This is a genomic window from Pseudomonas sp. CC6-YY-74 (assembly GCF_002025205.1).
Lineage (GTDB): Bacteria > Pseudomonadota > Gammaproteobacteria > Pseudomonadales > Pseudomonadaceae > Aquipseudomonas > Aquipseudomonas paeninsulae.
This window is the reverse complement of record NZ_CP019947.1, coordinates 4,160,521-4,179,992: the sequence shown is the minus strand read 5'-3', so window position 1 is coordinate 4,179,992 and position 19,472 is coordinate 4,160,521. Positions and strand designations below refer to the sequence as shown.

18 protein-coding genes and 4 pseudogenes are annotated in these 19,472 nt (G+C 63.8%); 11 read left to right on the top strand and 11 right to left on the bottom strand.

The annotated features are described in order from the left end of the window. Positions 1-26 precede the first annotated feature (26 nt). Positions 27-310: pseudogene (locus B2D37_RS19055) on the top strand (DUF2782 domain-containing protein). A gap of 15 nt (positions 311-325) precedes the next feature. Next, positions 326-1,275 (top strand): annotated as a pseudogene (locus B2D37_RS19050) (homoserine kinase). Between the two features lie 39 nt (positions 1,276-1,314). Here the strand turns inward: B2D37_RS19050 and B2D37_RS19045 are convergent. The 4 genes and pseudogenes from B2D37_RS19045 to B2D37_RS19035 form a co-directional block, all read right to left on the bottom strand. Continuing rightward, a pseudogene (locus B2D37_RS19045) lies at positions 1,315-2,012 on the bottom strand (NrdJb). Positions 2,013-2,075: 63 nt separating this feature from the next. Then, positions 2,076-4,226 (bottom strand): adenosylcobalamin-dependent ribonucleoside-diphosphate reductase, encoded by a 2,151-nt coding sequence (locus B2D37_RS19040; protein WP_079204167.1) that lies wholly within the window; start codon positions 4,224-4,226, stop codon positions 2,076-2,078. Between the two features lie 100 nt (positions 4,227-4,326). Beyond that, positions 4,327-4,564 (bottom strand): annotated as a pseudogene (locus B2D37_RS23860) (zinc ABC transporter substrate-binding protein); the annotation flags it as partial. Positions 4,565-4,816: 252 nt separating this feature from the next. Beyond that, positions 4,817-5,536: a bifunctional 2-polyprenyl-6-hydroxyphenol methylase/3-demethylubiquinol 3-O-methyltransferase UbiG gene (locus B2D37_RS19035; protein ID WP_079204166.1), complete on the bottom strand. Its 720-nt coding sequence runs from the start codon at positions 5,534-5,536 to the stop codon at positions 4,817-4,819. A 288-nt stretch (positions 5,537-5,824) separates the two neighbouring features. On the opposite strand from B2D37_RS19035, the gene B2D37_RS19030 reads away from it, so the two are divergent. After that, positions 5,825-6,895 (top strand): methyltransferase, encoded by a 1,071-nt coding sequence (locus tag B2D37_RS19030; protein ID WP_079204165.1) that lies wholly within the window; start codon positions 5,825-5,827, stop codon positions 6,893-6,895. Positions 6,896-6,937: 42 nt separating this feature from the next. On the opposite strand, the gene znuA is transcribed toward B2D37_RS19030, so the two are convergent. Then, entirely contained in the window at positions 6,938-7,900 is a 963-nt protein-coding gene (gene znuA, locus B2D37_RS19025) for a zinc ABC transporter substrate-binding protein ZnuA (RefSeq protein WP_079205042.1), read from the bottom strand. 66 nt (positions 7,901-7,966) lie between these two features. On the opposite strand from znuA, the gene B2D37_RS19020 reads away from it, so the two are divergent. From B2D37_RS19020 to B2D37_RS18990, 7 genes are all read left to right on the top strand, one after another. Continuing rightward, the gene (locus tag B2D37_RS19020) at positions 7,967-8,452 is read left to right on the top strand and encodes a Fur family transcriptional regulator (protein WP_079204164.1); all 486 of its coding nucleotides are present in this window, start codon (positions 7,967-7,969) and stop codon (positions 8,450-8,452) included. Further along, the gene (znuC, locus tag B2D37_RS19015) at positions 8,449-9,255 is read left to right on the top strand and encodes a zinc ABC transporter ATP-binding protein ZnuC (RefSeq protein ID WP_079204163.1); all 807 of its coding nucleotides are present in this window, start codon (positions 8,449-8,451) and stop codon (positions 9,253-9,255) included. The genes B2D37_RS19020 and znuC overlap by 4 nt, the downstream gene beginning before the upstream one ends. Beyond that, the gene (gene znuB / locus B2D37_RS19010; protein ID WP_079204162.1) at positions 9,248-10,036 is read left to right on the top strand and encodes a zinc ABC transporter permease subunit ZnuB; all 789 of its coding nucleotides are present in this window, start codon (positions 9,248-9,250) and stop codon (positions 10,034-10,036) included. The genes znuC and znuB overlap by 8 nt, the downstream gene beginning before the upstream one ends. A gap of 131 nt (positions 10,037-10,167) precedes the next feature. Next, entirely contained in the window at positions 10,168-11,001 is an 834-nt protein-coding gene (locus tag B2D37_RS19005; protein WP_079204161.1) for a hypothetical protein, read from the top strand. A 172-nt stretch (positions 11,002-11,173) separates the two neighbouring features. Next, the gene (locus B2D37_RS19000; protein ID WP_079204160.1) at positions 11,174-12,181 is read left to right on the top strand and encodes a methionine ABC transporter ATP-binding protein; all 1,008 of its coding nucleotides are present in this window, start codon (positions 11,174-11,176) and stop codon (positions 12,179-12,181) included. After that, entirely contained in the window at positions 12,181-12,858 is a 678-nt protein-coding gene (locus B2D37_RS18995) for a methionine ABC transporter permease (RefSeq protein ID WP_079204159.1), read from the top strand. Before B2D37_RS19000 ends, B2D37_RS18995 begins: the two co-directional genes overlap by 1 nt. Before the next feature lie 80 nt (positions 12,859-12,938). Further along, entirely contained in the window at positions 12,939-13,715 is a 777-nt protein-coding gene (locus B2D37_RS18990; RefSeq protein ID WP_079204158.1) for a MetQ/NlpA family ABC transporter substrate-binding protein, read from the top strand. A 304-nt stretch (positions 13,716-14,019) separates the two neighbouring features. On the opposite strand, the gene B2D37_RS18985 is transcribed toward B2D37_RS18990, so the two are convergent. Further along, positions 14,020-14,886 (bottom strand): LysR substrate-binding domain-containing protein, encoded by an 867-nt coding sequence (locus B2D37_RS18985; RefSeq protein WP_079204157.1) that lies wholly within the window; start codon positions 14,884-14,886, stop codon positions 14,020-14,022. A 110-nt stretch (positions 14,887-14,996) separates the two neighbouring features. Here B2D37_RS18985 and B2D37_RS18980 point away from each other — a divergent pair, with 110 nt between their 5' ends. Next, positions 14,997-15,422 (top strand): VOC family protein, encoded by a 426-nt coding sequence (locus tag B2D37_RS18980; RefSeq protein WP_079204156.1) that lies wholly within the window; start codon positions 14,997-14,999, stop codon positions 15,420-15,422. A 40-nt stretch (positions 15,423-15,462) separates the two neighbouring features. Here the strand turns inward: B2D37_RS18980 and B2D37_RS18975 are convergent, their stop codons facing one another. From B2D37_RS18975 to B2D37_RS18955, 5 genes are read right to left on the bottom strand one after another with little or no spacing between them, the layout of a single operon-like run. Next, a complete protein-coding gene (locus B2D37_RS18975; RefSeq protein ID WP_079204155.1) occupies positions 15,463-16,098 on the bottom strand; it encodes an SCO family protein in 636 nt (211 codons plus the stop codon). 11 nt (positions 16,099-16,109) lie between these two features. Further along, entirely contained in the window at positions 16,110-17,009 is a 900-nt protein-coding gene (gene cyoE, locus B2D37_RS18970; RefSeq protein WP_079204154.1) for a heme o synthase, read from the bottom strand. 21 nt (positions 17,010-17,030) lie between these two features. Further along, the gene (locus tag B2D37_RS18965) at positions 17,031-18,131 is read right to left on the bottom strand and encodes a heme A synthase (protein ID WP_079204153.1); all 1,101 of its coding nucleotides are present in this window, start codon (positions 18,129-18,131) and stop codon (positions 17,031-17,033) included. A gap of 28 nt (positions 18,132-18,159) precedes the next feature. Beyond that, positions 18,160-18,744 (bottom strand): hypothetical protein, encoded by a 585-nt coding sequence (locus B2D37_RS18960; RefSeq protein WP_079204152.1) that lies wholly within the window; start codon positions 18,742-18,744, stop codon positions 18,160-18,162. Continuing rightward, positions 18,719-19,450 carry an SURF1 family protein gene (locus B2D37_RS18955; RefSeq protein ID WP_079205041.1) on the bottom strand — a complete coding sequence of 244 codons (732 nt, stop codon included), beginning with the start codon at positions 19,448-19,450 and terminating at the stop codon, positions 18,719-18,721. Before B2D37_RS18955 ends, B2D37_RS18960 begins: the two co-directional genes overlap by 26 nt. Positions 19,451-19,472: the final 22 nt, after the last annotated feature.

Sequence of the window (19,472 nt, the reverse complement as noted above, 5' to 3'; positions counted from 1 at the left end):
ATTGAAAACAAAGGGACAAGGTTACCATGCGCACACTCAATCGCTTGTTGCTGGCCAGCCTGTTGGCAGTCACTTCGCTCGCGGCATTTGCCGATGATGCGCCTCGGCCGAGCCGGATGTAACCATCCGCCAGGAAGGCGATCGCACCGTTAAGGAATACCGGGTCAATGGTTTCCTCTATGCAATCAAAATCACCCCCAAGACCGGCAAGCCCTACTTTCTGGTGCGCGCCGACGGCAGTGACGGCAACTTCGTCCGTTCGGATTCTCCGGACATGCTGATTCCGTCCTGGGAAATCTTCAAATGGTAAGTCGGCGGTTCTGATATGTCGGTATTCACCCCCTTAGAGCGTCACGAACTGGAAGTCTTTCTCGCGCCTTATGGCCTGGGTCGCCTGCGCGACTTCCAGGGCATCGTCGCGGGCAGCGAGAACAGCAACTTCTTCGTCAGCCTGGAGCAGGGCGAATTCGTCCTGACCCTGATCGAACGCGGCCCCAGCGCCGACCTGCCGTTCTTTATCGAACTGCTCGATGTGCTGCATGCGGCCGGCCTGCCGGTGCCCTATGCCCTGCGCACCGAGAGCGGCGAAGCGCTGCGCAGCCTGGCGGAGAAACCGGCGCTGTTGCAACCGCGCCTGCCGGGCAAGCACGTCAGCCTGGCCAACCCGCACCACTGCCAGGAAGTCGGCGGCCTGCTCGCGCATATCCACCTGGCCACCCGCGCCCATGTGCTGGAACGCAAGAGTGATCGTGGCCTGGACTGGATGCTCGAAGAGGGGCCAAGCCTGGCGCTGAGACTGCCGGAGACGCAATTGCCGTTGCTGCGCGATGCCCTGGCGGAGATTCATGCGCTCAAGCCACGCATCCTCGCCTTGCCGCGGGCCAACCTGCACGCCGACCTGTTCCGCGACAACGTGTTGTTCGACGGTAATCACCTGGCTGGGGTGATCGACTTCTATAACGCCTGCGCCGGGCCGATGCTCTACGACCTGGCAATCGCCCTGAATGACTGGTGCTCGGACGCCGATGGCCGTCTCGATGCACACCGCGCCCAGGCCCTGCTCGGCGCCTATGCCGCCCTGCGTCCCTTCACCCGGCCGAGGCCGAGCTGTGGCCGGCCATGCTGCGCATCGCCTGCGTGCGCTTCTGGCTGTCGCGGCTGATCGCCGCCGATTCCTTCGCCGGTCAGGAAGTGCTGATCCATGATCCGGGCGAGTTCCAGCACCGCCTGCTGCAGCGCCAACGAGTCGAGGTGGCGCTGCCGTTCGCCCTGTAACGGCGGCGCGCTGGTGTGAGCAGCGGCGTTACCCGGCGACTACCCGCATTTGGAGTGGCCGCAGTTGAGGCAGGTCGCGCAGCCGTCCATCTGCACCACTGCCTGGGTGTTGCACTTGCCACACAGCTGCGCACCGGCCGGGAAGCCGTCGCCCGGCTCCAGCGTCACGGCGCCCAGGCTGGCCTCGTAGGCGGCGCGCTTCTCGGCCAGGTACTGGCGCTGGGTTTCGTCCAGTGCCTGCCCCTCAAGCATGCCGATGGCGATCAGGTGGCGCTCCAGCACTACACCGATCTCGGCGACTATGGAGGGCATGTACACCCGCCCTTCTTCAGGTAGCCGCCGCGCGGATCGAACACCGCCTTCAGCTCCTCGACCAGGAAGGTGCAGCCGCCGCCCTTGCGGAACACCGCGGACATGATTCGGGTGAGCGCGACGATCCATTGGAAATGATCCATGTTCTTCGAGTTGATGAATATCTCGAACGGCCGGCGCTGCTCGTGGGGCGTGCCGGCATTGAGCACGATGTCGTTGACGGTGACATAGAGCGCGTGCTCGAACAGCGGCGACTTAATCTTGTAGGTGATGCCAATCAGGGTCTCCGGACGCTGCAGGCTTTCGTGCATTTCCACCACGCTGCTCTTGTTGGCCTTGTCGGGGGTGGTGCTGGCGGCGGAGCGTTCGAGGGCCTCGTCGACTACTTTGAAACCCGTGATGCGCTGGCTGATCTTGACGGTCATGGTGCAATCTCTCCTGTCGGGCAGCGGCTGCGGCCCGAGTCTTGAACGGTGGCGGCGCCCGGCTCAGTACTTGCCGTAGTAGCCTTCTTTGAGTGCGTCGAACAGGTTGGCGGCGGAGTTCACCTCGCCATCGTATTCGACCTCCTCGTTACCCTTGAGCTCGACCGCGCTACCGTCCTCGAGGACGAAGCGGTAGAGGGTCTTCTCCAAGTCGGCTTCCTTGACCAGTACGCCCTGGAAGGCCGCCGGGTTGAAGCGGAAAGTAGTGCAGCCCTTGAGGCCCTGGAGCCAGGCGTAACGGTAGATGTCCTTGAACGCCTCGAAGGGGTAGTCGGTCGGCACATTGGCGGTTTTCGAGATCGACGAATCGACCCATTTTTGCGCCGCGGCCTGGATATCCACATGCTGGGTTGGGCTGACGTCGTCGGCGGTGATGAAGTAGTCCGGCAGCTGCTCGCCCGGCTCGATCGAACCCGGCGTGGCCCGCTGATTGATCAGGGTGCGGTAGGCCAGCAGCTCGTAGCTGAACACCTCGATCTTCTCCTTGGCCTTGCGCCCGGGACGGATCAGATTGCGCGAGTAGTGGTGGGCGAAGCTCGGCTCGATACCGTTGGAGGCGTTGTTGGCCAGGCTCAGGCTGATGGTGCCGGTGGGCGCAATCGAACTGTGGTGGGTAAAGCGCGCGCCCCGCTCGGCCAGATCTTCGATCAGTTGCGGGGCGAATTCCGCCAGTTTCTGCATGTAGCGCGAATACTTGGCGTGCAGCACGCGACCGGGAATCTGGTCGCCAACCTTGTAGCCATCCGTCTTCATTTCCGGGCGCTTGCGCAACATCTCGGCAGTGACCTTGAAGTCTTCCACCAGCAGCGGTGCCGGGCCTTTCTCCCTAGACAGCTCGAGCGCCTCTTCCCAGCCGACCAACGCCATTTCGCGGGCGACTTCTTCGGTGAACACACAGGATTCCGGGCTGCCGTAGCGCAGCTTGAGCAGGGTCAGGGTCGAGCCGAGGCCGAGGAAGCCCATGCCATGCCGGCGCTTGTGTTCGATCTCGTGCCGCTGCTGCTCCAGCGGCAGGCCGTTGACCTCCACCACGTTGTCCAGCATGCGGGTGAAAATACGCACGACTTGGCGGTACTTGTCCCAGTCGAAGCGCGCCTCGACACCGAACGGATCGATCACGAAGCAGGTCAGATTGATCGAGCCCAGCAGGCACGAGCCATAGGGCGGCAGCGGCTGCTCGCCGCAGGGGTTGGTGGCGCGGATCGCCTCGCACCACCAGTTGTTGTTCAGCTGGTTGACCCGGTCGATGAGGATAAAGCCCGGCTCGGCGTAATCGTAAGTGGAGACCATGATCATGTCCCACAGATGCCGCGCCTTGACCCGGCCGTAGATACGGCAGGCGACCAGGCCGTCCTCGCGGACGATATAGCCGTCGTGCACCGGCCATTCGCGCCAGAGCACCTGCTCCGGATCGTCCAGCTCCAGCTCGGCCTTTTCCTTGTGGTGCAGTGGGAAAATCAGCGGCCACTCGCCGTCGGCCTCCACCGCCTGCATGAACTCGTCGGTGATCAACAGGCTGAGGTTGAACTGACGCAGCCGGCCGTCCTCGCGCTTGGCGCGGATGAATTCGCGCACATCAGGATGGCCGATGTCGAAGGTGCCCATCTGTGCGCCGCGCCGACCGCCGGCGGAGCTGACGGTGAAGCACATCTTGTCGAAGATATCCATGAACGACAGCGGCCCGCTGGTATGCGCGCCGGCACCCGAAACGAAGGAGCCCCGCGGACGCAGGGTGCTGAACTCATAGCCGATGCCGCAGCCGGCCTTGAGCGTCAGCCCGGCCTCGTGAACCTTGCCGAGGATGTCGTCCATCGAATCGGTGATGGAGCCGGAGACCGTGCAGTTGATGGTCGAGGTGGCCGGCTTGTAGTCCTGCGCGCCGGCGTTGGAGATGATCCGCCCGGCGGGAATCGCGCCGTTGCGCAGAGCCCAGAGAAATTGCTGGTACCAGTGCTCGCGTCCTTCTTGCGGCTCGACATCCGCCAGCGCCCGGGCGACACGCTGCCAGGTGTCGTCGACGCTGTCGTCGACCGCCGTGCCGTCCTTGCGGGTGAGACGGTATTTCTGTGCCCAGATATCCTCGGAGGCCGCCTGCAAAGCGATACCAGAAATGTTGTCAATACCTGCCGCGATGGATCCGCTCGTCTTCGCCATGCCCTGCGTATCCTCGTGTCGATACTAAGAAATCAAAGCACTACAGGATAAACAAACTTACGCCCTACACCTTAACCTGCGTCAATTAGTGCACTACGAGTTAGCGCGATTTCAGGCGACCAGCCAGTGGCGCGCCGCGGTTATCCAGCAAGGCCGCATAGCCAGCGCCAGCCACTGCCAGGGTGGCGCCCAGGGTATCCAGTTCAGCCAGAGTCGCCGACAGTTCGCCGCTCAGGGTTTCGGCCAGGCGCGGGCTCGCTGAATACGCGGCTCGGGCCGGCCTGCTCCAGGCGGGTGCGCATGGCCGCGACCTGGCGTGCGCCCGGTTGCACTTCCCCTGGCAGCCTGTCGGACTTGAACTCATCAATGGGCGGGGGCGCGGTGAATCGCTACGGCTTTCGTAGACACATTCGCGCCTACTCTTTTGGCCATTTTCGGCCTGAGCCACCGGCAGCTTCACACCCCGAGAAAGCCATTCGCGCCAAGCCGGCGCAGCCACATTGGTTGCGCCCCTGGGTAGGGATTCTCTGCGCACACCGGGCTGGCCGCCCTTAACCGCCGGCCACTCGCACCCACAACTTCAGCGCCGTTTAGGGCGCCTTGAAATTGCAGGTCAGGTAGCGATTGCTGAAGCCGTAGCGCAGCATCGAGCGCAGGCGCAGCAGCAGGTAGAGGGGGTGCTTGCGGTAATACTGCAGCACCGCGTTGCCCACCCCTTCGGAGCGGTGCTGCTTGATTGGCCGTTTGACAAACAAGCCCTTGAATTGCCACCACTGGATCTGCTCGAACTGCTGATCCGGGCGTAGGCCATGGGCGCGGAACAGGGTGAAAAACGAGGCTTTGCTGAAGTCATGCAGATGGTGCGGGTTGCCGTCCAGGGTCGGGGTGATCGGCACCGAGGCGATCACCTGGCCATGCTCGGCCAACAGCGCGGCATAGTTGGCGACCAGTTGCCGCGGGTTTGGCAGGTGCTCGATGGTTTCCAGGCTGACGATGCTGTCGAAGCGCTGCTCGGCGCTGAAGCTCTGGGCATCGGCGCAGCGGTAGCTGAGGTTGGGCAGGCGGTAGTGCTCCTCGGCATAGGCAATGGCCGCCGGATCGATGTCCACCCCCACTAGAATCTTGTCCGGGTGCAGCTCGGCCAGCAAGGCGGTGCCGTAGCCGCACCCACAGGCCATGTCGAGGATGCGCTCGCCGCTCAGGCAGGCAGCGGCAAAACGATAGCGCTGCAGATGAATGCGCAGGGTGTTCTGATCGTCGACATTGTTCGGGTCGAGTTGCTTGGGGTAGATGCGTTCAATGGTCAGCATGCAGGCCTTCCCTGGTGAGCCAGCGGTGGCGTCGATAACGCCGGACTATAGGGCAGTGCCGCGCGTTTAAACAGGCGTGCAGCCCAAGCGCGGGCCGGGTTGGTGAGTTGGACTGAAACTGTCAGCAATCAATGCGCACGCAGGCATGATCGGCCAGGCTCTGGCGAGAATGTGCTGATAAAAAGCCCTATTGCAGCGAACTACCTTGAAGAACCCGCCTATTCACGCTGTCAGAATGACCGGACCCTGGTGGTTCTCTGTGTTCCTCGCCCAACAACCGGAGTGACCATGACGAAGTGGTACCAGCACGACCCTCTTTCCGCCCTGCAGGCCAAGGAAGAAGCACAGCGCCTGGCGTTTGCGCCAATCGCTTTTCAAACCGCACTGAGCTTGCGTGATCTGGGCATTCTCGAGGTGCTCGACCAGGCTGGCGATAGCGGGTTGCCTTCGGGCGTGATCGCCGAGCGTAGCGGCGTCAGCGAATACGGGGTCAAGGTGCTGTTGGACATGGCCCTCAGTGCAGGCATCGTCACCGAGGACGGGCCCTGTTATCGGCTGGCGCGGCTGGGCCACTTCCTCCTGCACGACGGCATGACCCGCACCAATATGGATTTCACCGCCGACGTCTGTTACCGCGCCATGAGCCATCTGACCGAGGCCATTCGCACGGGCCGGCCGGCGGGGCTGAAAGAATTCGGCGACTGGCCGACGCTGTACCAGGGCCTCTCGCGCATCCCGGAAAAGGCCCGACAAAGCTGGCTGAGCTTCGATCACTACTACAGCGACAGAGCCTTCCCCGAACTGCTGCAGCGGGTGCTGGCCGAGCGCCCGCAACGCCTGGTGGACATCGGTGGCAACACCGGCAAGTGGGCCTTGCAGTGCTGCAAGCATGACCCCGAGGTGCAGGTCACCCTGGTCGACTTGCCGGGACAGCTGGACATGGCCCTGAGTAACATCCACGTCGCCGGTTTTGCCGGGCGCGTGCAGGGCCATCCGATGAACATCCTCGACCCCGGGCAGAGCCTGCCGCAGGATGCCGATATCTGGTGGATGAGCCAGTTCCTCGATTGCTTCGCGCCCATGGAAATCCTCGCCATCCTGCGCCGTGTGCGCGCTGCCATGCGCGCCGACGCCAAGGTCTACATCCTGGAAATGTTCTGCGACCGCCAGCAATTCGAGGCGGCCACCTACAGCCTGAATGCCACCTCGCTGTATTTCACCTGCCTGGCCAACGGCAACAGCCGCTTCTACCGCAGCGACGACTTTATCGCCATCGTGCGCGAAGCCGGTTTTGTGCTGGTCGAAGACATCGACGATATCGGCCTTGGCCATACGCTGCTGCGTTTGCAGGCGGGCTGAGGGGCGATAAGAGGCAGAGCTGGGGCATGGCCGTCGTGGTTGTTACAGCCCTTCCAGGCACCCCGCCAACTCGCCCGCCAGATTCTCCAACAGGGTTTCATAGCCGTGGCCATCCACTGCCAGCGCAGCGCCCATGGTATCCAGTTCGGCCAGAGTCGCCGGCAGGCCGGCGATCAGGGTTTCGGCCAGGCGCGGGCGCCGCGGCGGCTCGTAGAATACGCAGCTCGGCCCAGCCTGCTCCAGGCGGGTGCGCATGGCCGCGACATGGCGGGCACCCGGCTGCACTTCCCCGAGCACGCTGAACACCCCGGCGTGCTGGAGGCCGTAAGCGGCCTCGAAGTAGTCGTAGGCTTCGTGGAAGACGAAATAGGGCTTGGCGGCCACCCCGTGCAAACGCTGTTGCAGACGCTGGTCGAGGGCCTCCAGACGTTTGCCGAAGGCGCCCAGGTTGGCCTGGTAACGCGCGGCGTTGGCCGGGTCGGCGGCGCTCAGGTCGGCGGCCATGCGCGTGGCGATCACCCGCGCATTGGCCGGCAACAACCAGAGGTGCGCATCCACGGTACCGGGGCGGTGATCCTGATCGTGCTGGTCGGCGACCGCCTGCTCATCCTCGGCGTACTCGTCATGGGCCTGTTCGTGGTCATCGTGCTCGGCATGCTTGTCAGCGAAGTGGCGCAGGTGCATGCCGGGCAGATCCTGCACGGCGACGCTAAGCTTGCTGCGCCCCTCTAGCACCCGCGGCAGGAAGCTTTCCAGGTTGGGACCGACCCAATAGAGCAGCGCCACGTCGCGCACTCGCCGCACATCGGAGGGGCGCAGTGCGTAGTGATGCGGCGAGGCGCCGGGCGGCAGCAGCACTTCAGGGCTGCCGACACCGTCCTGCACGGCCGCGGCGATCAGCTGCAAGGGCTTGATGCTGGTCAGCACGCGCGCCTCGGCTAGAGCAGCAGAGCTGGTGAGGAAAACGGCGCAGAGCAGGCTGACAGCAGAAAAAAGACGCAACACGGCGGACACTCTGGCGGGATGGAAAGGGTAATATAATAACGTCTCCAGTCTCTGCCGTCCCTGCCCATGACTCAGCCACCGCTCGCCTCACGCCCCCACGACCATTCCCACTGCGTCAGCCATGCCCTGGCCGAGGCCGAAAGCATCTGCACGCATCAGGGGCTGCGCCTGACCGCCCTGCGCAAGCGCGTGCTGGAGCTGGTCTGGCAGAGCCACAAGCCGCTCGGCGCCTACGACATTCTCGCCGTGTTGAGCGAACTGGATGGCCGCCGCGCCGCGCCGCCGACCGTCTATCGGGCGCTGGATTTTCTCCTGGAAAACGGCCTGGTGCACCGCATCGCCTCGCTCAACGCCTTCGTCGGCTGCAGTCACCCGACGCATACCCATCAGGGCCAGTTCCTCATCTGCCGCAGTTGCCATGCGGCCATCGAACTGGAGCACGCGCCGATCAGCGCAGCGATCATCGGCGGGGCGCAGAGTGTCGGTTTCGTGGTCGAAGGGCAGACCGTCGAAGTGCTCGGCCTGTGTGCCGGCTGCCAGGAGGCCGCATGAGCGATGCGCTGATTCGCCTCGCCGGGATTAGCGTCAGCTTCCGCGGCCAGAGCGTGCTGCAGGATGTGCAACTGAGCGTCAACCCCGGCCAGATCGTCACCCTGATCGGCCCCAACGGCGCCGGCAAGACCACCCTGGTGCGCGCCGTGCTCGGCCTGCTCAAGCCCGATAGCGGCAGCGTCTGGCGCAAGCCGAAACTGCGCATCGGCTATATGCCGCAGAAACTGCATGTCGATGCCACCCTGCCGCTCAGCGTGCTGCGCTTTCTGCGCTTGGTGCCCGGCGTCGATCGCGCCAGCGCCCAGGCGGCACTGGCCGAAGTCGGCGCCAACCAGGTGATCGACAGCCCCTTGCAGAGCATTTCCGGCGGCGAGTTGCAGCGCGTGCTGCTGGCCCGCGCGCTGCTGCGCGAGCCGGAGTTGCTGGTGCTCGACGAGCCGGTGCAGGGCGTCGACGTCAGCGGCCAGGCCGAGCTGTATCGCCTGATCACCCAGTTGCGCGACCGCCATGGTTGCGGCGTGCTGATGGTCTCGCACGACCTGCACCTGGTGATGAGCACCACCGATCAGGTGGTCTGCCTGAATCGACATGTCTGCTGTTCCGGCCATCCGGAGCAGGTCAGCGGTGACCCGGCCTTCGTCGAACTGTTCGGCCAGGATGCCAAGAACCTGGCGATCTATCACCACCGCCACGACCATGAGCACGACCTGCACGGCGCCGTGGTCAACGAACCAAGCGCCGGCCTGAACATCAAGGGTCCGGTCCAACCACACGTGCACGGAGATGGCTGCAAGCATGGCTGATTTTCTCCTCAACGCCCTGCTCGCCGGCCTGGCCCTGGCCATAGTCGCCGGCCCCCTCGGCTCCTTCGTGGTCTGGCGGCGCATGGCCTATTTCGGCGATACCCTGTCGCATGCCGCGCTGCTCGGCGTCGCCCTCGGCCTGATGCTCGACGTCAGCCCAACCCTGGCGGTGACGGTCGGCTGCGTGCTGCTGGCCGTGCTGCTGGTGACCTTGCAGACCCGCCAACCGCTGGCCTCAGACACCCTGCTCGGGATTCTCGCCCACAGCACCCTGTCGCTCGGCTTGGTGGTGCTGAGCTTCATGAGGGATGTGCGCATCGACCTGATGGGCTACCTGTTCGGCGACCTGCTCGCCGTCGGCCCCAGCGACCTGGCCTGGATTCTTGGCGGCAGCGCCCTGGTGTTGCTGCTGCTGTGCCTGCTCTGGCGGCCCCTGTTGGCGATTACCGTGCACGAGGAGCTGGCCCGGGTCGAAGGCCTGCCGGTGGCGGCGATCCGCCTGAGCCTGATGCTGCTGATCGCCGTGGTGATCGCCGTGGCGATGAAGATCGTCGGCGTGCTGCTGATCACCTCCTTGCTGATCATTCCCGCGGCGGCGGCCCAGCGCCACGCGCGCACCCCGGAACAAATGGCCCTGGGCGCCAGTTTGCTGGGCATAGTCGCCGTTTGCGGCGGCCTCAGCCTGTCGTGGTTCCAGGACACCCCGGCCGGACCCTCGATCGTGGTAGCGGCGGCCAGCCTGTTCCTGCTCAGTTTCGCCTTGCCACGGCGCACGGCCTGAGGCTCAGGCTACGCTGTAGCAAGCCTTGTGCATGAACATAGGAACTACCGGGCAATCGCAGCAGGGTTTGGTTGCGCTCGACTCGGCGGTGTAGAATTGCACGTTTTTTGCCCAACATGAGACTCGCAGAAATGATCTCGTTCGCCTCACGTTGTCTTTCCATCCTCGCCATTTCGCTGCTGCTGGCCGCGTGTCAGAGCACGTCTAAAGGGCCGGGCCAGGCCACCGACGAGCTGCTCGGTGATTTTCGCCTGCTCGAGCAGAACCTGGCCAGCGGCCAGTTGAGCGAGGCCAAAAGCCAGCTCAAATCCCTGCACGGGCGCGCCAGCGGCGATGCCCGCCTGGAGCTGTATCAGCGCCAGCTGGCCGAGGCCTATCTGCGCCAAGGGCAAACTGCCCTGCAGACCGGCGATCTGGACCGTGCCGCCAAGGCCCTCAGCCAGGCGCGTCAGTTGATGCCGCAGGCTCCCGCGCTGACTACCGGGCTGGGTGGCGCCATTGCCCAGGTTCGGCAAACCGAGCTGGACGCGGCGGATCTGGCCAGCAACGCCGCCGAACAGGCTGCCGCCCAGGCCCAGGTCGCACGCGGCGAGCAGGCGCGCCAATTGCACCAGGCGGCCGAACGCCAGGCCGCGGCGCTCAGGGCGGTCCAGTTGCCCGAAGCGGCGCCGGAGCCGCACACCCAACTGATCGATCCGGCCGCACCCAGCAGCGTGGTTGCCCTGCCGATGCTGGACAGCCGCGACAACCAAGGCCTGTACCGCCTGCTCGATGCGGTCGCCGCGGAGGTGCTCAAGTACCGCTGCACAGTGGAGATCCAGGTCCGCCAGGCCAGTGACTATCTGTGGCTCGCCCCGCTGCTCAATGCGCGGATAGAACGCCTCGATCCGCGCTTCAGCCCGACCATGAGCCAGGTGCTTGCACCCGCACAGACCCCGCAACTGCGGCTTAGCCCGCAACGCTAGCCCTGCACGACCGGGTGCCGCAACGACGGCACAGGTGCCTGTTGCTGTGTTCATTCATGCGATCTGGCTATAACCATAGGTCTACAAAGATTTTTGCGGCCTAAACGGCGCCGGGTAGACTAGACGCCTTTTCGCCTACCCGGCAGCTCGACAAACCCAAAAGGTTTAACGCGTGATCAATTTTCACCAGGTGCACAAGGCGTATCGCGTCAGTGGCCACGATATCCCCGCCTTGCAGCCGAGCGACCTGCAGATCGCCCGTGGCGAAGTGTTCGGCATCATCGGCCATTCCGGTGCCGGCAAGAGCACCCTGCTGCGCCTGATCAACCGCCTGGAAGAGCCGTCCGGTGGACGCATCCAGATTGACGGGGAAGATGTCACCGCGCTGGACGCGGCTGGCCTGCGGCGCTTCCGCCAGCGGGTCGGGATGATCTTCCAGCACTTCAACCTGCTCTCGTCGAAGACCGTCGCCGCCAACGTCGCCCTGCCGCTGAAGCTGGCCGGGACACTCTCAGGCAGCGCCATGGCGGCGCGCGTGGCCGAACTGCTGGCGCGGGTCGGTCTCAGCGAGCATGCCAACAAATACCCGGCGCAACTGTCCGGCGGACAGAAGCAGCGGGTCGGCATCGCCCGCGCGCTCGCCACCGAGCCGAAAATCCTGCTGTGTGACGAGGCCACCAGCGCCCTCGACCCGCAGACCACCGCCTCGGTATTGCAACTGCTAGCGCAGATCAACCGCGAACTGAACCTGACCATCGTGCTGATCACCCACGAGATGGACGTGATCCGCCGAGTCTGCGACCGCGTGGCGGTGATGGACGCCGGCGTGATCGTCGAGTCGGGCCCGGTGGCCGATGTGTTTCTGCATCCGCAACACGCGACCACCAAGCGTTTCGTCCAGGAAGCCGAACAGGTCGATGAGGACGAACTGCACGACGATTTCGCCCATGTGCAGGGGTGCATCCTGCGCCTGACCTTCCAGGGCCAGGCGACCTATGCGCCGCTGCTCGGTACCGTGGCGCGCGAAACCGGGGTGGATTACAGCATCCTCGCCGGACGCATCGACCGCATCAAGGACACACCCTACGGCCAATTGACCCTGGCCCTGACCGGTGGCGATCTGGATGCCGCGCTGGCGCGCTTCAAAGCCGCCGACGTACACATGGAGGTGCTGCGCTGATGGAAAAGCTATTGGCCAACTTATTGCCGAATGTCGACTGGCTGGAAATCTGGCAGGCCAGCCTGGACACCCTGAGCATGCTCGGCGGTTCGCTGCTGTTCACCATAGTCCTCGGCCTGCCGCTGGGCGTGCTGCTGTTCCTCACCAGTCCACGGCAGATGTTCGAACAGAAAACCTTCTACGGCTTTCTGTCGCTGCTGGTGAATATTCTGCGTTCGGTGCCCTTCGTCATCCTGCTGATCGTGATGATTCCCTTCACCGTGCTGGTTACCGGCACCTCGCTGGGCGTGGCCGGGGCCATTCCACCGCTGGTAGTGGGCGCCACGCCGTTCTTCGCCCGCCTGGTGGAAACCGCGTTGCGCGAGGTGGATCGCGGCATCATCGAGGCGACCCAGGCGATGGGTGCGACTACCCGGCAGATCGTGATCAATGCCTTGCTGCCCGAGGCGTTGCCGGGGATCTTTGCCGCCGTGACAGTGACCGCCATCACCCTGGTGTCCTACACCGCCATGTCCGGCCTGATCGGCGGCGGCGGCTTGGGCGATCTGGCGGTGCGCTATGGCTATCAGCGCTACCAGCCAGACGTGATGGTGGTGACGGTGATCCTGCTGCTGGTGCTGGTACAGATTCTGCAAACCGCCGGCGACAAGCTGGTGGTGCATTTCTCCCGGAAATAAAAAGCTCTCGACAATAACAGCCCAGAAAATAGGCCGGCCACCCGCCGCCGCCACCCCCCTGATCCCACAAGGAGTCCTTCATGAAAAAATTGCTGACTGCCATCGCCGTCGTCGCCGCGTTTTCCAGCGCTGCCCAGGGCGAAGCCCTGAGCGTGGCGGCCACCGCCGTGCCGCACGCGGAAATCCTCGAATTCGTCAAACCAGCCCTGGCCAAAGACGGCGTCGAGCTGGAGATCAAGGTCTTCACCGATTATGTGCAGCCCAACGTGCAGGTCGCCGAGAAGCGCCTGGACGCCAACTTCTTCCAGCACCAGCCGTACCTCGACGAGTTCAACAACAGCCGCGGCACCGAGCTGGTCAGCGTCGCCGGCGTGCATGTCGAGCCGTTTGGCGCTTACTCGAGCACGGTCAAAACCCTGGTTGAACTGCCGCAAGGCGCCAACGTGGTCATCCCCAACGATGCCACCAACGGTGGCCGCGCCCTGCTGCTGCTGCAGAAGGCCGGGCTGATCAGGCTCAAGAACGGCGCCGGAATCACCGCCACCGCCAAGGACATCGTCAAGAACCCGAAAGGCATCAAGATCCGCGAACTGGAAGCCGCGACGCTTGCGCGCGTACTGACCCAGGTCGACCTGGCGCTGATCAACACCAACTACGCCCTGGAAGCCAAGCTCAACCCGACCCAGGATGCGCTGATCATCGAAGGCAGCGACTCGCCCTACGTCAACATCCTGGTGGCTCGCCCGGACAACAAGGACAGCGCCGCCATGCAGAAACTGGCCAAGGCGCTGAACAGCCCCGAAGTCAAAGCCTTCATCCTGGAGAAATACCAGGGCGCGGTGGTGCCGGCGTTCTAAGCCGACGACTCCTGCCCCTGCAGAACGAGCCCGCCGCGTGCGGGCTTTTTCTTGGCTATATCCCCGTTACCTGTTGGAAAAAGCGCTGGGCAAGACCGCAAATCGTAGGGTGGGTTAGCGGCGCATCGCGGGCTAAAACCTAGCCTCAGTGACTGTGCGCCGCGTAACCCACCTACGGTATCGGTTCATTTGGCGGGTTACGGCGCAGCCAACTACCTGCCAACCGCTAGCCATGCAGTCAGTGCCTAACCCACCCTACGAAAACTATTCGCAACACATAACCGGGACATAGCCTTGTTCTTGCCTACCCGTGTGGCAGCGACCGCAGGCACTCCAGCAGACACTCCAGGGCCGGCTGCTGCTGGGCGCGGCGCAGCAGCGCAACCAGTTCGCGGTGGAAGGTTAGTTCGCCCAACTCGAGCACCCGCAGCTGGGTCGGCCGCTGCAGCCACAGGCCGGCGCGCGGGATCAGCGAGACGCCGAGGCCGCATTCGACCATGCGTACGATGGCCTCCAGTTCGTCCAGCTCCAGCGCCTCGTGCACGCTCAGACGTTGCTCGCGAAGAAACTGGCTGACCAGCCGGCCACCGAAGGAGCGGCGCTCGTAGCGTACGAACGGCTGCTCGGCGAGGATCTGCAGCGGGTCATCGCCGGTAACGCCCATGGGCGTGATCAGAACGAAGGGCTCGCGCGCCAGACTGATTTGCAGCAGTTCCTTGGGCAACTCGAATGGCGGCTTGATCAGCAGCGCCAGGTCCAGTTCGCCGGCATCCACCTGGCTCAGCAGATTCAGCGACACGCCGGGCACCAGCTTCAGCTCGACCCGCGGCGCAGCGGTACGAAAGCGCGGCAGGGCTTCGGGCAACAGGCCGGTCTGCACACTGGCGATGGCGCCGACCTTCAGCTCGCCCTGCCACTCGGCAGCCGAGGTCGGCAGCGCCATCTGGGCATAGAGCGCGAGCATCTGCTCGGCCAGCGGCAGGGCATGCCGGCCGGCGGCATTGAGCAGGGCGGCGCGGCCACTGCGGTCGAACAGGCGCACACCCAAGCCCTGTTCCAGCACGCGCATCTGCGCGCTGACCGCCGACTGGGTCAGGCTGACCTGCTGGCCGGCGGCGGCGAAGGTGCCGTGGCGGGCGACCATCACGAAGGTTCTCAACTCACGCAACATCGCCGCCTCGACTGATCAAATTTATTTGTGCTTGCGAACAAGAATATTCGCTTTCACTCAGTATCGCTGTTGCTGAGAATCAACGGACAGTCACCACAAGGAATCTCTTCATGGCGCTCGCCCCCTTTCACCTGGCCATTCCGGTCCACGACCTGGCCGCTGCCCGACACTTCTACGGTGAGGTATTCGGTTGCGCCGAAGGTCGCAGCAGCGCGCACTGGGTGGACTTCGACTTCTTCGGCCACCAGCTGGTGATTCACCAGGCGCCGCAGATGGAGCATCAAAAGGCCGTGCACAGCAACCCGGTGGACGGTCACGAGGTGCCGGTACCGCATTTTGGCGTGGTGCTGGAGTGGGACGATTGGCAAGCCCTGGCCGAGCGCCTGCAGGCCAGGCACACCCGCTTCGTCATCGAGCCCTATGTGCGCTTCGAGGGCCAGGTCGGCGAGCAGGCCACCCTGTTCCTCCTCGACCCCTGCGGCAACGCCCTGGAGTTCAAGGCGTTCAAGGATATAAGTCAGCTGTTCGCCAAATAGCTCGGCGATGGATTGTCAGCTACGCGGCCCGACCCACCAATCAATTCAGTGGCGTAACCAGCCCCGGTAGTTGTACCGCCAGCTTTGCGTTGTTCAACGGCGCGCGGATAAAGCCGCGTTGGGTGCCGTCCGGGCCGATGATCACCAGGTTGCCGCTGTGGTCGACGGTGTAGTTTTCCTTGCTGGTATCGGCCGGAATATAGGGAATGCTCAGCGCATTGGCGAATTTCTGCAGGGTGGTTTCCTCGGCGGTCAGGCCGACAAATCCGGCATCGAAGTAGTCGAGGTATTTCTTCAACTGCTCCGGCGTGTCGCGGTTGGGATCGACGCTGACCAGCATCACCTGCAGGTTGGCGCGGGCCTGTTCCGGCAGCTGGTCTTGCAGCTGGCGCAGCTGGGCGAGCGTAGCCGGGCAGATGTCCGGGCAGAAGGTGTAGCCGAAAAACAGCAGGCTCCACTTATCCTCGAACTGATCGACGTTAAAGGTCTGGCCATTCTGATCGACGAAGCTCAGCTCAGGCAGCGTGCGACTCTGTGGCAGCAGGACGATGCCGGCATCGAGCAGCGCGGTCGGGTCGGCCTGGCCCTTGTTGCTCAGCACCTTGTTGACGGTCAAGCCGAGCACCAGCGCAACCACGGCAACGAGAATGAAAACGGTTTTCTGAGTACGGGTCATAGCACCAACGATTACAGGTTGAACAGCAGGTAGTGATCGACCAGCAGGGCGATAAACAACGAGAAAAGATACCAGATGCTGTATTTGAAGGTATTGATCGCCGCGTGCGGTTTGCTGTCACGGTACAGCACCCAGGCCCAGTGCAAAAAGCGCGCGCCCAGGCCGATGGCGCAGACCAGATAGAGCAGGCCGCTCATGTGAATGGCGTAGGGCAGCAGGGTCACGGCAAACATCACCAGGGTGTAGAGCAGGATGTGCACCTTGGTGTAGTGCTCGCCATGGGTCACCGGCAGCATCGGGATGTTGGCTTTGGCGTATTCGGCCTTGCGGTGAATGGCCAGGGCCCAGAAATGCGGCGGGGTCCAGGCGAAGATAATCAGCATCAGCAGCAGCGGCTCGGCGGTCAGCTCGCCGGTAACCGCGACCCAGCCCAGCAGCGGCGGTGCCGCACCGGCCAGGCCGCCGATGACGATGTTCTGCGGTGTGGCGCGCTTGAGAAAGCCGGTGTAGATCACCGCATAGCCGAGCAGCGAAGCGAGGGTCAGCCAGGCGGCCAGTTCATTGGTGAAGGTCAACAGCAGGCTAAGGCCCGCCACCGCCAACAGCAGGGCGAAGCTGAGCGCCGCCAGCGGAGTGACCCGGCCTTCGGCCAGCGGGCGTTTGTGGGTGCGCGCCATGATCGAGTCGATGCGCCGGTCCACCACATGGTTGACGGCCGCCGCCCCTCCGGCACACAGACCGATACCCAGGTTGCCGAAAATCAATACCGTCCAGGGCACGCCAGCACGGGTCGCGAGGAACATGCCGACCAAGGATGTAATCAGCATCAGCACTACCACCCGCGGCTTGGTCAGCTCCAGGTAGTCGCGCCAGCTGGCGTGAGCATGTTGTTCGCGCAGTAGAGTAGCCATACGGTCTCTCCTTGTTGTTCTTTATTGACCTGTAGGAGCCAGGGGGACGCTTAGTCCTTGCTGGCGATCCGGCGTCCCGGCGTTGTGTTGCCGCACGCCTGGATCGCCAGAATGCCGGACCACAGCAAGCTGGCTGCTATGGGAGTTCAAGCGCACCCGGTAGTTAACTAACACCAGCGTCAACAGCAATAGCGCACCACCGGCGTTATGCGCCACTGCCACCGGCAGCGGCAGATGGAAAATCACGTTACTGATACCCAGGCTGACCTGCACGCCCAGCGCCAACAGCAGCCCGCCGGCCAGACGCGACAAGCCGGTGCGGCGCAGTCGCCAGGCCAGCAGCAGCAGGATCAGAGTCACCACCAGCGCACCCAGACGATGGGTCATGTGGATGGCCGTGCGTGCGTCGCTGTCGAGCTGGCCGCCTAAGTAGTTCGGACCGATATGCTGGGTAAGATGAAAGCCGTTGGCGAAATCCATCGCCGGCCACCATTCGCCGTGACAGGTCGGCAGGTCCACGCAGGCAACCGCCGCGTAATTGCTGCTGACCCAGCCGCCGAGGGCAATCTGTCCGATCACCAGCAGCAGGCTGATCGCAGCCAGACCGCGCAGGCGGGCGGAAAGCGTGGGCATTGGCGGCGCCGCACCAGACAGGCGCAAGGTCAGGAGGAACAGCAGGCTGAGGGTGGCAAAGCCGCCGAGCAAATGGGCGGAAACCACTTGTGGCCAGAGCTTGAGGGTCACCGTCCACATGCCGAAGGCGCCTTGCAGGATCACCAGGCCGAGCAGCAACAACGGCAATTTCAACGGCTGCCCCGGCTCGCCGCGACGGCGCAGCGCCTGTGCAGCAAGCCCCAGAATCACCAGGCCGAGGCTGCCGGCAAAATAGCGATGGACCATCTCGTACCAGCCCTTGGCCACTTCCACCGGCGCCTCGGGGAAACGCACCTCGGCCAGTGCCTGCTTGTGCTCGCTCATGGGCACCGCGAGAAAACCGTAGCAGCCTGGCCAATCCGGACAACCCAAGCCCGCGTGAGTCAGCCGGGTGTAGGCACCGAGCAGCACTACCACCCCGGCCAGGACGGTGGCGAACAAGGCAAGGCGGTATCCGGGTTTGACCATCGTGGTACTCCTTGTGCCGTCGTCGAGATCAGCCGATCTGGGAAATCTTCAGCAAATGGCGTAAGTCGTTGAGAATCGCCTTGCCCTTGCTACGGCTGCCATAGCGCAGCACCAGATTGCCACGCGGATCGACTATCCACAGCTGTGCCCCTTCGGCTTTGCCGGCGACTTCGCCATAGGCCTGGAGCTCGAGTTGATAGCGGGCCAACTGCGGATATTCGCGGCGCAGCAGCGCGTCATAGTCCTCGGCCAAGGGTTGGCTGCTGGCCACGGCATGTGAGGCCCGTGCGGTATCACGATTGAGACCGATATGAATCTGCCGCGCGAGGAACACCAGTTGCTTGCAATCCGTATCGCAGGCACCCGGGACTGTCACCAGCAACTGCCAGCGCTCCTCCGGCGCACCCGTGACACCGAGATCAGCACGGGACTGGCCGGTGCCAATCAACTCGCCGTGGTAGTTGCGGGTTTCCGGGACCCAGAAGCGCCACTGGTACATGGCGCTGGCCAGGATCATCGGCCCGATAACCACGGCGAGAATCATGATCAGCTGCAGGCGACCGCGCCGACGACGGCTGGGCGACACTTCAGGAAGAGTGGTGGCTGGGTTCATGGCGAGTCTCCCGCGCGTTATACAAACCTAAATAGATGAACAGGCCGAGCAAAGCCGTTGCCAAAGCGAACCATTGAAAAGCATAGCCCAGGTGTTTATCCGGGCTCATGGCGATCACCGGCCAGTCGACCCGAAAAGACCCAGGCCCGGGGGCCAGACGCACCTCATGGCTCAGGCCCACGCGCCCCAACTGGCGCCAGATTTCGTCCGGTTTGACCGCGCTGATCAAACGTGGCCAGGCACTGCCCTGCGGTCCCTGCTGCAGTTGCAAGCCATCGCCCAGGGACACGTATACCGAGGCCTGTAGGCGCAGCGGCGTATCTGGGGTGGCGAAAGTCGGGGTTATGCGGCGATCCGGCCAAGGCAGCCAGCCGCGATTGAGCAACAGCCAGAGACCGCTGGCCTGATCATGAAAGGGTTGCAGGACTTCGACGCCCGCCTGGCCATCACGGGTGCGGTTATCCAGCAAAAAACTGTGCTGCGCATCGAAGTAGCCCTGCAGTTTTACCCGCACATAGGCAAGAGTTGCATGGTTCTCGAGTTCGGCGATAGCAATAGGTGTGGCCAGCTGCTGCGCTTGATGGACGGCCAACAATTCGCGCTTTTCTTCGGCGCGTGCCAGCTGCCAGAAACCCAGGCCGATAAGCGTAGGGAACAGCATCAGCACCAGCAGACTGGGCAACCAGCCAGGGCGAAAAGCGCTCATCGCGCGCGCCCCGAAGCCCGGG